Origin of the sequence: Microcoleus sp. Pol7_A1, assembly GCF_036701085.1 — a bacterium.
GTDB classification, from domain to species: Bacteria; Cyanobacteriota; Cyanobacteriia; order Cyanobacteriales; family Microcoleaceae; genus Microcoleus; species Microcoleus asticus.
In genome coordinates this window covers 1-12,462 of sequence record NZ_JAUBQD010000105.1, presented here as the reverse complement: position 1 = coordinate 12,462, position 12,462 = coordinate 1, and the positions used below count along the sequence as shown (strand labels likewise).

General features: G+C 45.6%; 8 protein-coding genes, 1 tRNA gene and 3 pseudogenes. 4 read left to right on the top strand and 8 right to left on the bottom strand.

Annotated features, from left to right (window positions below; all coding sequences use genetic code 11):
- The first annotated feature begins 206 nt into the window (after positions 1-206).
- Positions 207-413 (top strand): hypothetical protein, encoded by a 207-nt coding sequence (locus QUA20_RS30490; RefSeq protein ID WP_333194009.1) that lies wholly within the window; start codon positions 207-209, stop codon positions 411-413.
- 219 nt (positions 414-632) lie between these two features.
- Here the strand turns inward: QUA20_RS30490 and QUA20_RS30485 are convergent, their stop codons facing one another.
- Together QUA20_RS30485 and QUA20_RS30480 are read right to left on the bottom strand one after the other, a co-directional pair.
- A complete protein-coding gene (locus tag QUA20_RS30485; protein WP_333194008.1) occupies positions 633-824 on the bottom strand; it encodes a hypothetical protein in 192 nt (63 codons plus the stop codon).
- Positions 821-1,240 carry a tyrosine-type recombinase/integrase gene (locus tag QUA20_RS30480; protein WP_333194007.1) on the bottom strand — a complete coding sequence of 140 codons (420 nt, stop codon included), beginning with the start codon at positions 1,238-1,240 and terminating at the stop codon, positions 821-823. Before QUA20_RS30480 ends, QUA20_RS30485 begins: the two co-directional genes overlap by 4 nt.
- Before the next feature lie 48 nt (positions 1,241-1,288).
- On the opposite strand from QUA20_RS30480, the pseudogene QUA20_RS30475 reads away from it, so the two are divergent.
- From QUA20_RS30475 to QUA20_RS30465, 3 genes and pseudogenes are all read left to right on the top strand, one after another.
- Positions 1,289-2,626: pseudogene (locus QUA20_RS30475) on the top strand (IS5 family transposase); the annotation flags it as partial.
- Positions 2,627-2,724: 98 nt separating this feature from the next.
- Positions 2,725-3,159 carry a hypothetical protein gene (locus tag QUA20_RS30470; RefSeq protein WP_333194006.1) on the top strand — a complete coding sequence of 145 codons (435 nt, stop codon included), beginning with the start codon at positions 2,725-2,727 and terminating at the stop codon, positions 3,157-3,159.
- A gap of 343 nt (positions 3,160-3,502) precedes the next feature.
- Positions 3,503-3,886, top strand: coding sequence for a hypothetical protein (locus QUA20_RS30465; protein ID WP_333194005.1), 384 nt, complete (start codon positions 3,503-3,505; stop codon positions 3,884-3,886).
- Positions 3,887-4,102: 216 nt separating this feature from the next.
- Here the strand turns inward: QUA20_RS30465 and QUA20_RS30460 are convergent, their stop codons facing one another.
- The 6 genes and pseudogenes from QUA20_RS30460 to QUA20_RS32215 all read right to left on the bottom strand — a co-directional run.
- A complete protein-coding gene (locus tag QUA20_RS30460) occupies positions 4,103-4,447 on the bottom strand; it encodes a hypothetical protein (protein WP_333194004.1) in 345 nt (114 codons plus the stop codon).
- A gap of 30 nt (positions 4,448-4,477) precedes the next feature.
- Positions 4,478-4,684: pseudogene (locus QUA20_RS30455) on the bottom strand (Arm DNA-binding domain-containing protein); the annotation flags it as partial.
- A gap of 171 nt (positions 4,685-4,855) precedes the next feature.
- Positions 4,856-4,928, bottom strand: a tRNA-Ala gene (locus tag QUA20_RS30450).
- 153 nt (positions 4,929-5,081) lie between these two features.
- Positions 5,082-5,285 (bottom strand): hypothetical protein, encoded by a 204-nt coding sequence (locus tag QUA20_RS30445; RefSeq protein WP_190659577.1) that lies wholly within the window; start codon positions 5,283-5,285, stop codon positions 5,082-5,084.
- A 416-nt stretch (positions 5,286-5,701) separates the two neighbouring features.
- Positions 5,702-10,579 (bottom strand): glutamate synthase-related protein, encoded by a 4,878-nt coding sequence (locus QUA20_RS30440; protein WP_333194002.1) that lies wholly within the window; start codon positions 10,577-10,579, stop codon positions 5,702-5,704.
- Between the two features lie 609 nt (positions 10,580-11,188).
- A pseudogene (locus QUA20_RS32215) lies at positions 11,189-11,315 on the bottom strand (IS1 family transposase); the annotation flags it as partial.
- Positions 11,316-12,462: the final 1,147 nt, after the last annotated feature.

The following is a 12,462-nucleotide window of genomic DNA, read 5'->3' as shown; positions in this document are numbered from 1 at the left end:
CGTTAATTCTTCTAACATAGATAAATTATGTAGTGATTTTGGCTATTATCTCATAAATCATTTAGGATTGCTATATTTGATCACGCAACTCGATCGAATAAGGTTTCATTTTTTTCGCTTATGTAGTAAATGCAGTGTATCATATATACATGGAATTTGCTGTAATATTTCTCAACTCACAACAGATGAGAAAACATAAACACACTATGACAAATGAAAGGACAAGTAACGGAAAAAATGAATTTAAACTGACTCAAATCACAGTTAAAAAAAATTATACTCAAGGTTTATGCCGCTATAATTTAATCATTTTTTGCGCAATAAGCGCAGATATTGTTGATCTGAATAATGCGCTAAAATATGGTAAAAAACACCGTAATCTGACATTTACTCAATCCTCAAAAGCACAATGAATAATTTAAGCAATTTTGGCGATTTGTGCGAGGCTAAGACAGCTTGCCAAATTTTCAAATGTAGCGATAGAACCCTTCTGCCATACAGACAACAAAATAAACTTTTAGAAGGGATTCACTGGGGGATAAATCCTAGGGGAAAAGTTCTCTACAATTCTGTTTTGCTTGTGCAATTAATAAGTTGCAATGGGAATATCAATCACCCCGATCATCAAAAATTTATGGAGAGGTATCTGAACGATCGACTGGAGAATCAGCCTCTAAAACCGGGTGGAAAGACGGCAGCAAATCGGGTAGCCGTGCTGGGTTGACGAGTCCGGCATAATTTTCGTAAAAAGTGCGGACATTGTGGCCCGTGAGCGATGCCACGGGAACCGGATTCATGCCAGCTTCCAAACCATGCGAAATCAAAGTGTGTCTGGTGTTATAGGGTTGCGGATAATCAATCCTAATTCAGCAACCGCTGGTTTCCAGTAGCGGTTGCTGAAATTTTGAGCATCAATCGCACAGCCGTTTGTGGTGGTGAAAATTAAGTCATCCGGCTGCCAATCCTCTTGTCGCCTGCTCAGTAATAGCTGTTGAAGCGTCCGTGTTAGCAGCACCGTGCGCGCCTTATTAGTTTTGGTGCTGTTGCGAGCGCCATTACTCAAACTTTCTCCGATCCAGATGCGATCGCAGTTTGATGAACAATGTCGCCAGAGCAATGCTCCTGCTTCCCCAGTACGAAGACCGACACCGAACTTGAATTTCACATAGGGCTTGCTGAATAATCGATCGCATATTGCGTCGCGAAAGGTTTCGCTCGCGCGAGCGAGAGCAAAGTGCAAGATAAACAGGTAAAATAGGTCAAAACCCGTGCATAGCCACCTGCGACCGTGTACAAAAAAGCTGAGATTGCTCCCCTCCAACCCTTAGACTTTGAACTAACCAACGGATGTAAATTGTCAGCCCTCAACCGTTGGGTAAAAATGGCCCAAATAATTCCGTGGGATGAATTTGAATCAGAATATGCGGCTAACTTCCCGACAGACTCATGGTGCACCAGCCAAATCTTTTCGGATGGCGTTGGGAGCATTAATCATCAAATAAAAACTGGGAATTAGCGATGGGTAAACAGTAGAACAGATCAGGGAAAACCCCTATCTACAATACTTTATTGGTCAATCAAGCTACAGTAAGGAGCTACCGTTTGACCCATCTCTATTAGTTCATTTTCGACGGGCGTATTAGTCCGAATCTAATTAATAAAGTTAACGAACGGATGGTTAAAAAAATCCGACCGTCAGCCCAGTTAAACCCGAAAAAAAAAAGGATTCGAACGCCAAAAATGAGTCACCTAATCGCGGCAAGTTGATCGTAGATGCTACCTGTGCCCCAGCCGGCATTACCTATCCGACCGACTTAGGACTATTAAACAAAGCCAGAGTTCATAGCGAAAAAATTATAGACATCCTGTATAAACAGATCAAAGCTCAAACCAGTAAAAAACCAATAACCTACCGTAATCTAGCAAGAAAAGACTACTTAGCAGTAGCTAAACAAAGACAGCCCACCCGAAACAAAAGAAGACAGGCACTACAAAAAACTCCAATATATTAAAAGAAATCTAGCTCATATTGAACAGCTAATCGATTCAGGTGCGATCCTAGAACGCCTGAAAAAAAAGCAATATAAAACCAAGCTAGTCCTCACAGAGTTCTATCGCCAACAGCAATGGTTATTTGATAATAATAAACAGAGTATTCAGGATAGAATAGTAAGTTTAAGCCAACCCATATCCGTCCCCTAGTCAGAGTAAAAGCCGGAAAAAGCGTAGAGTTTGAGCCAAAATATCAGCAAGTTGCTTTGAAGGATATGTATTCTTAGACCGGATAAGCTGGGATAATTTTAACGAATCAGGGGACTTAAAAGCACAAGTAGAAGCTTATTATAGATTCACATGGTATTATCCAAAGTCAGTTCATGCAGAGCGCATTTATCGAACAAGATCAAACCGAGCTTGGTGTCATGAAAAAGGCATTATAATCAGTGGACAGCCCCTAGGAAGACCTCCAGCAAATGTAAGTAAAGAAAAAAAGAAGCAACCATTGGAAGATGACAGAATTAGGAATGCGATTGAGGGTAAATTCGGGAAAGGTAAACGAAGATTAGGTCTCAATCGTATCATGGCAAAACTTGATAATACTTCACAAACAACTATTGCTATCATTTTTTGAGTCCTGGAGGGGTAAAAACAAGGCTGAAACAAAGAGGGAGTAAGGATTGAGCCAATGTGTGCTAAAAAAAGATAGGCAGCAAAATTGTTATACGCTTGCCTATCCAAAAAATAATGATACCAACATTCTACCGCATTCATTTAGAAAAAAAACTAACGTTAGCTCAGTTTAAGCTGATTGAAATCTTGTTACCAGTGATACAATCCGAAAAACAAATCAGATTAGAACGGCTCTCCCGCGTATTTCCCTCTCTAATTACCAGCGAAAGTCGGCGACGTAAGTTACAAATATTTTTGGATTTGCCCAACTTAACTATTTCATTAATTTGGTTCCCATTAATTACTTATTGGTTGACAACTTATTGTCGTGTTGGTACTCGTTTATCAATCGCAATTGACCCCAGTCAATGGGGGCGCATTAATCTTTTTATGGTTAGCCTAATCTGGGAAAAAAGAGCAATTCCATTATACTGGTCGCTGCCCGCAAAATTAGGAAACAGTAACTTGGAGGAACAAACTACAAATTTATAGCAAATTTTACCATTATTTTCAGAATATAAAGTTATCGTTTTAGGAGACCGTTAATTTTGTTATGTTGATTTAGGAAACTGGCTTAAATCAAAGGGTGTGTGGTTTTGCTTGAGACTAAAAAAAAATCATTGTATCGAAATGGAACATTTAATTTGGCAACGGTTAGATAAATTAGGAATAGTACCAGGAACCTCTGAGTATGTTCAAGGAAAAATAGTGAGAAAAACTCGACCTGCCACCGGATTTGAGCTTGCTTGTAAATAGAAAAGAAATTATGGGAAATATCAAGTTAAAGAAGCTTGGTTTATTCTCACGGATTTATGTTCATTGCCAGCAGAAATAAATGCTTATAAGCAGCGGATGGGCATTGAAGAAATGTTCTCTTGACTGTAAAAAAGGAGGCTACGATATTGAAGGGACTAGCATCAAAGGAAACAGACTTATTAATATGATTCTCCTGATGACGCTTGCCTACAGTTCGGCAATATTTCAAGGCACTGAATTGAGAAAAAAGCAGGTACAAAAATATGTATCTCGTCGCAAAGAAGCCAAGAAAAAATACCGTAGGCAGCGTACATTTGGTGTTGGCGTAGATGCCGAAAAGTGGGTTGATTATCTAGAACAATATGCTTTGGAGATGCAACAGCTAATGAAGTTAACTCCTTCTAAACGTCGCTTTTATGAACAATGTCTGAGGGCTGCAACCCTTATTCGGTCTATATCCTAAGCCTCTTTGTCACCCCCCCTAGTTTTTGAGTCATGAACCTTTCTACCTGGTGGCGCCGGGTTTTTTATGTGTTTTTATGTCGAGCGGATCAAACAATGCCTGTTTTTAAACTTAACATAATTTGTGCTTATATTTAACTCAAAATAAGGCAGGAAAAACTCATCTTTAACGCTGTTTGAATATATCAATCACTCCCGATCGCCAGAAAGCGATCGATTATTCAGCAAGCCCTACATAGTCCGCGTAGTGATTAAGTTCGGGTTCTGAGCGGAATTTGTGTACGATCGCGCTTATTTCTGCCAGTGTGAACGGCTGCGGGCGCTGTTTGGCTCCAACTGAAACCTTAATTTCCTCCCAAGGATTTTCGAGTACCAGCTTCTTTTTCTGTACCCATTCCCAGCAAGCGTTGATCAAAACGATCCGTTGGCGTACAGTGACGGGTTCAAGTTTCTGTGCCAGCCAATCTCTAAAATTCTCAGCAATAGAAACAGAAACAGAAATGCTTTTCTTCTTTTTGAAAAACACAGAAACGTGTTTTTGTAACGCAAGATATTTAGCCAATCCACCAGTCGAGATGGATCGGCGTTTGTACTAGACAAAGCGAGCGAACAGTTCGGAAACAGAGATTGATTCTTGTTTCTGTGGCTTGTACTTTACCAGGGAGGGGTCAAAGTTGCCGCTTGTCATGTCGAGTTCAATTTGGCTGGCTTTCATGGAGGCGGCTTTGCGATTGACGATCGTGTCGGGCAAACCGATGTACAGCCAGAACCGTTTACCCTGCCACGACCAAGCAAGCCGTAGCCGATCTTTATAAAACTGCTATATTTACTGAGCCTTTGGGCATATCGCAGTTTTATCGCATTTAGTATCTGGGATTGTCTGATTTTGCCACCCCTAATTGACAATGCCAAACCTAGCAGTTTTTCTTAGAAAAACAACAAAACCCGCTGTGTTAACGGGTTTTCTTTATGGAGAATAGCGGGCTCGAACCGCTGACCCCTACAATGCCATTGTAGTGCTCTACCAACTGAGCTAATTCCCCTTTCTTTTCGCGCTCTCAATCATGCCTTAAGTGACCAATATTTGTCAAGCTTTTTGGGGAAATTAGTTTTGAACCTTGGATTGGCAAGGCTTTCGGCTTTTTTTCCAAAAAAATCTCCTCGCTTCCGGACAATGGTCAATCCCCTACAATGATTTAGTAAGTGTGTTGGGATATTTCGGTCAAATGGCTCAAACAAGACCCCATAAGAAAGTACACGACTAGCAGGGCCGCGGCTGAGACAGCAACTAGGGTGCCGGCTAGCATTAGTGAAAATTCCCGTTGCGCGATCGCCTCTTGCATTAAGTGCAAAGACCAGGCAACGAGGGCAACGTCAATTATTAAAATAGAAACCAGCATAAGTTACGATTTGTAACAGCTTACCTATTGTAACAAAACTTTTCGCTCAGTGCAGATAAGCTTACGCGTATTTAACTTTTGCTGTAAAACCCGAAGGGAGCAGCGGAAAGCGAGTGAGAAAAAATTATAGCTTTTATTGATAATTACAATATGCAAAGTAAATGAGAGCTAGCTCAGCTTTAGAGGTGGCGTTTTTGACTCTTGAGCGAGCGAGCGAGCGCGCTTTTTTGAGGGGGTAGGGTGCGATCGAGCGTTTTGAGTATAACTGATTTAATAGCAATTTTTGCAAAGAGAAAAGAAAGTGCGATCGCGACTTTTGTTTTAGCCAACCGCAAACAATCAGAAATTGTTGAGTATGTGAACCTTAAAAAAGGGGCAACTCGCGTCGCCCCTCATCTATTTAACCAACTGGAAAATTACGCTTCCACAGCAATCTTTTGTTCCGAAGCCTCGGGCGAATTCGCTTCACTTGGCGGCACAACTTGCCAGAACTTAGGCAAATATTCCGACCAATTTGCTAAAATCTTCTCAGCTTTCTTGCTGCCCGTTCGATCGCACTGAGCCTCAATCAACTCCTTCAACTGCGCCTCCCCAGCCGCCGTACAAACGCGCTGCATCTTCACAATCTCCCCGTTGACATGAGCCGGGCAACTGCCATCTTCATCGAGGAAATAAGCCAAGCCGCCAGTCATTCCAGCGCCGACGTTCCGGCCAACTTTTCCTAACACCACAATTACGCCGCCAGTCATGTACTCGCAGCAGTGATCGCCCGCACCTTCAATGACTGCTTTCGCCATCGAGTTGCGCACCGCAAACCGTTCCCCAGCTTTACCCGCAGCCAAAAGAGTTCCGCCCGTCGCACCGTACAAACAGGTATTACCGACGATCGCATTTTCGGAAGCATCATAAGTCGCACCAGCCGGCGGTGCGATCGCGATTTCGCCACCGTGCATCCCCTTACCAACGTAGTCGTTGGCTTGGCCTGACAGTACCAGCGTCATCCCCGGCAAATTGAACGCGCCGAAGCTTTGGCCCGCGCTACCAGTGCAATTGAGGGTGATTTGACCGCTAAAGCCGGTGTTACCGTGTTGCTGTGCGATCGCACCTGCCAAACGCGCTCCCACAGTGCGATCGGTATTCACCAATTTTACACTCTTGCTAACAGTGCCGTGATTCGCGATCGCACTTTGAATCTCAGCATCCGCGAGCAAATCGTCGTCTAACACTGGCCCGTTGGTGTGTACGTCGCCGTGCACCAAGAAAGATCGATCGCTCTTAGTATCCGGTAACTTAGTCAAACAATCCAAATTAATCGCTTGAGTTTTAGTTAGTTTCACCCCATCGCGCATTGTCAGCAAATCCGCGCGGCCGATGATATCTGCGATCGACTTATAACCCAATTTCGCCAGCAAACTCCGCACTTCTTGTGCTACGAAATAGAAGAAATTAACAACGTGTTCCGGCGTACCGGGGAACCGTTTCCGCAAGTGTTCTTGTTGAGTTGTCACCCCCACCGGACAAGTATTCATGTGGCAAACGCGAGCCATAATACAGCCTTCTGCAATCATTGCCACCGTGCCGAAACCGTACTCTTCGCCGCCCATCAAAGCGCCTACAACCACGTCCCAGCCGCTTTTAAAGCCACCGTCAACGCGAAGTAAAACTCGATCGCGCAACTTATTTTCCATCAGCACCCGGTGAACTTCTGTCAAACCGAGTTCCCAAGGAGAACCTGCGTGCTTAATCGAACTCAATGGCGAAGCACCGGTGCCGCCATCGTGACCGGAAATTTGAATCACATCAGCATTTGCCTTGGCGACACCGGCGGCTACAGTCCCGATGCCGACTTCCGACACCAACTTCACCGAAACTCCTGCTTTCGGATTGATTTGGTGCAAGTCAAAAATCAACTGCGCCAAATCCTCGATCGAATAAATGTCGTGGTGAGGAGGAGGCGAAATCAGCGTGACACCCGGTTTCGATCGGCGCAAATAAGCAATGTACTCGCTCACTTTCGGCCCCGGCAATTGACCGCCTTCACCCGGTTTCGCACCTTGTGCGATCTTAATTTCAATTTGTTGGGCGTTCATCAGGTACTCGGGAGTCACGCCGAAGCGTCCCGAAGCTACTTGTTTGATGGATGAAGAAGCTGTATCGCCGTTCTGCAAACCTTTCAAGTGAGGTAGCGTTTGTGACAAACCGGCTGCGCTCACATCGTTTAGCACTTTGTAGCGCACCGGGTCTTCGCCGCCCTCGCCGGAGTTGGATTTGCCGCCGATGCGGTTCATCGCAATCGCTAGGGTTTCGTGGGCTTCCGGGGACAAAGCGCCGAGGGACATTCCGCCGGTGGCAAACCGCTTGACAATATCTGCTACAGATTCTACGTCTTCAACGGGAATGGAAGGTCGATCGCTCTGGAAATCCAGCAAATCCCGCAAAGCCGTTACCGGGCGATTTTCTAACAGTTGCTTGTAAACCTCGTAGTGATCGTAAGCCGTTTTTGTCTCAGTGCGATCGTCCCCGCTCGCGCCAAGGACTGAATTACCGTTACCGTTGCTTCCTTCTTCCTCTTCCCTTCCTCCTTCTTCCTTCTTCCTTCTTCCTTCTTCCTTCTTCCTTCTTCCTTCTTCCTCTTCCCTTCTTCCTTCTTCCTTCTTCCTTCTTCCTTCGTTAAAAGTAGTCACAGCCTTGTGCAAAGCCTTCGCCATTTCCGGGCTGTTCATGTGATATTCACCGCCCCGCCGGTACTGCACGAAGCCGTAATTTTCCAGCTTTTTGAGGTGCAATTCTGGGAAAGCCTGACTGTGGAAAGACATTACCTCGTTAGCGAGTTCCGCCACACTCAAACCGCCGATGCGGGAAACAGTGCCTTTAAAGCCCAAATCGAGCAAATCGCCGCCAATGCCGATCGCCTCAAAGATTTGCCCTCCTTGATAGCTAGACAACAGCGAAATCCCCATTTTCGACATAATCTTCAGCAAGCCGTTTTCCACCGCTGTGCGGTATCTAGCTTGAGCTTGTGTCACGGTAATATTGGGAACTTTGCCGTGCTGCATCAAATTTTGAGTCTTGGCGTCAGACCACCAGGCGCGCACGCTTTCCAATGCCAAGTAAGGGCAAACAGCCACCGCCCCGTAACCGAGCAAACAAGCGAAATGGTGAGTGCTCCAGCACTGGGCGGTATCGACAACTAGGGAAGTTTGCATCCGCAGCCCGACGCTAATTAAGTGGTGGTGAACCGCGCCAACTGCCAGGAAAGGCGGAATATAAGTATATTCAGCACTCAATCCCACAGCAGAAGATACATCTCCTTCTTCCTTCTCCCCTCTTCCTTCTTCCTTCTTCCTTCTTCCTTCTTCCTTCAAAGCTCGATCGCTCAAAATCAGAATTCTCGAACCCTCGCGCACCGCTTGAGCCGCCTCTTGACAAAGTTGCTCGACTGCGGTTTTCAAACCTCCAGGCCCGGCAGCAATTTTGTAAAGCGTTGACAATTCGGTAGCTGGGAAAGACTTTTGCTCTTTCAAGAAAGACAGTTCAGCGTCGTTGAGTACGGGGGAATCAATTTTCAGCCGCTTGGCATTTTCCGGCACTGCTTGCAGTAAATTGCCCCGCAGACCCACACTCATCGTCAGCGACATCACCATTCCCTCGCGCAGGGGGTCGATCGGCGGATTTGTCACTTGAGCGAACCGCTGTTTGAAATAGTTGTACAGCAACTGAGGCTTTTCTGACAACACAGCTAAGGGAACGTCGTCGCCCATGCAGAAAGTCGGTTCTTTCCCAGAACTCGCCATCTCGACGATCACCATGTCCAAATCTTCGGCCGTGTAGCCGAAAGCAGTTTGGGTTGCTAACAGCGTTTGCGAGTCGAGGGTGGCTGTTTCGGCAAAAGGCTGCGGCTGCAAGATTTCGCGGTTTTGTTTCAGCCATTCGCCGTAGGGATGCCGCTTAGCAATTCGCTGCTTGAGTTGCCAATTTTTGAGAATTTCGTTGGTTTGCAGGTCAACTGCAATCATTTGTCCGGGCCCCAAACGCCCTTTTTCGACAATATCTGCTTCGGGAATATCGACAACTCCGGCTTCGGAAGCCACAATTACCAAACCGTCTTTAGTAATGCAGTAGCGGGCCGGGCGCAAACCGTTGCGATCGAGCGTAGCACCTACTTGTTTGCCGTCGCTGAACACCAGCAGTGCCGGGCCGTCCCAAGGTTCTTGAATGCCGCTGTAATATTCGTAAAAATCGACAATTTCTGGATAAGGAGCCAAATCCGGCTGATTTTTGTAGGCTTCGGGCACCATAATTGTCAGGGATTCTAGGGGGGTGCGGCCGGAGTGCACCAACAATTCCATCACGTTGTCCAAGTTTGCCGAATCGCTGCTTTCGGATTTGACAATTGGGTTGAACGTGTCGATGTCCGCTTGACTCCAATTCGGGTGAGCTAAATTCGCTTGCCGCGCCGTCATCCAGGTAAGATTGCCCAACAGCGTGTTAATTTCCCCGTTGTGTCCCAGCAAGCGCATCGGCTGGGCTAAGTGCCAGCGGGGCATTGTGTTGGTACTGAAGCGCCGGTGATAAACGGCAAAGGAGCTTTTATAAGCGGGATTTTTCAGGTCTTGGTAAAATTCTGCCAGTACGGCCGATCGCACCATGCCTTTATAGACGATCGTGCGACAAGAGAAAGAGCAAGTATAAAATTCTCGGCGGGTGAAGTTGGGGCGATTTGACAGCGCGTGTCCGATGGTGCGGCGCGCCAGAAATAGGTTTCTGTCGAGTTCGTCTCCGGCTAAGTGCGGTGAACTGACTATTACTTGTTCGATTTGAGGTTGATGTTCTAGCGCTTGCTCGCCCAAAACCGACGGTACAACGGGAACTTTACGCCACCCCAAAAGTGTCAGCCCGCGATCGGCCAGAACTTGCTCAACCACCTGCCGCGCTATAGTCGCTTGAAATTTATCTTGAGACAGAAACAGCATTCCCACGCCGCAGTTTTCCCGTGCGGGAGGCACAATTCCCTGTTCGGCAAACCAAGCATCCAGCAATTCCCAAGGAATCGCGGTCATCAAACCCGCACCGTCGCCGGAATCTCGATCGGCGCTGCAACCGCCGCGGTGTTCCAGACAAGTTAAAGCTGGGAGCGCTTTCTCAATAATCGAGTGGGTAGCTTCGCCGCTTTGGTTGGCAATAAACCCCACACCGCAGGCATCTCTTTCTTCCACTAACCAGCTTTGGCCGGCGTAGGGAGTTCCTCGCTCAGTCTGATGCACGTTTCTGTTTGGATCGATCGTGTTACCCATGTTGATTGAATGTTATTTCCGTGATTGTGTGCTTGATGCGTTTTTATAGCTCGGGGAGAGAAAGCTGCCGAGCGGTGGGAGCCTAGTAAACTTTAAAACAGCATATTGGAAGCTGATTTGATAAAAATTTACGTCGATGCTGCCTGTACTTAGCACTGAAACCCTGTTTGCAGATTTTAAATTATCTCGCTCGCATCGTCTCGGAGATGTCTCCTAGAATACCCTGCTGTTAAAAAGCAGTGATTCTTTGGGAAATCGCCGCCCTGCAAATAGATACATTGCGGGCGATTCCCTACGGGATAGCTGCGCTTCACGAGTTTTTTGTGTGTGTTTTTCCTGAGTCCGCAAGGGTAGCCTTGCAGCGAACACAGGTAGATAGTAACTTTAGCGTTATTTTGCTTGCTGCGCTGTTGAGTTGCTTTCGTCAGCGCCTGCAGACACAAAACCCACCTGCCGGCTCAGTCGGTAGGTGCAATGTAGCAGCGCGGTTCACAACTGGTGAAACTTGTCTTATTGTGCAGTCAACTCTCGGGCCGCGAACATCAATTCTATCAAGAAACTGATAAAATTTCACCGATTACAGTCAGAGTTTGCGCGCAAGTCTTGTAAGCGATCGCCCAGAACCCAGCCTAAGATGCCTGGCCGAAAAAGGTTGACAGTTGTCTATAACCCTAATTTGTATTTTTTTACCGACAAACGTTTCTAACTCATCAATGAAAACTATTTCAAGGATTTCTGACACCTTAGGAGCATCTGCTAGAGCCAGCGCAACCTTTTGACATAGCCCAAAAACGGATACTTGCTTTCTGACAGCAGGCGTGGAGAGGTAACAAATTTTAGACTTTTGTTAAAGCTCCCAGATTCATCTGTGCAGTAAATCTCAAATCTCAAATTTCAATTCGACTGACGCCCACAAAGTTTGCCTTGGTAATGTTGTTTAGATCGACGGTGGCCCTTTTTACAGATTTGGGTGTATTGGCATTTGGGGCATTTCATTTCTATTTTTTATAAAAAAAGTCGGCAAGCAGAAAGCGATCGAGACTTTAGTCTGCTTGATGCAAGGAACACGGGGGAATTCAGTCAACAGTCAATCTTTCTAAAACATTGAAATCAATGGTTCAATATTTATCAGGTTAATGTTATTACCAATTTATCGTAAGCAATAGAATTAATTTTAGTAAAAAAACTCGGGCAAAGAATAAAAGTTGAGTGCTGTTAACGGAACTTTACGGACAGTGTGTTTTGGATGGTGCCGATCGTGGAGCTAGAAATATCCTCTAGGAGAAAATGCGTACCGCAGGGCATAGGCGAACTTGGGGGAACACCCTAAATGCTTGTCTATACATGGCCTCTACTGAGGCTGGAGAAATCCTGTATCAGCAAGTCGCCTCTTTGAATCAAGAACCTCTGTTTCTTAAGGGCCCAGAGTGTCAAAAATCATCCCATAAAGATGCTGCGCTTATTAATCAGCTTCTTAAGTTCCTCTCCAATGAACTGAACGGCTGTCGTTCAATCAGGGTTCGCGGAGCCATTTTCTACTTAGCCTCAACTGAAGTATCAACAGCTCTTACCTAAAACATTAAGTCGGGTTTTTCAAATCGCTGTTTCATAATTTGCTCTCCAAAATATGTTAAGAAAAATGTAATTCACTGAAGAACATGGCAGATAGAGCGACAATATTAGATATTAACTCTAAGAAGCTTTAGGCTGGATAGAAGTAGTAGGAATACGTAGATATGACTAAGATCACAAAACTTTTCCTAGGATATCACATTAACGAGCAAATATACGCAGGCAATCGAACTCTAGTTTATCGCGGCATTCGCACGGAAAATGGCCAGCCCGTCGCAATCAAACTGCTGCGAAATGACTTTCCCCGCTTC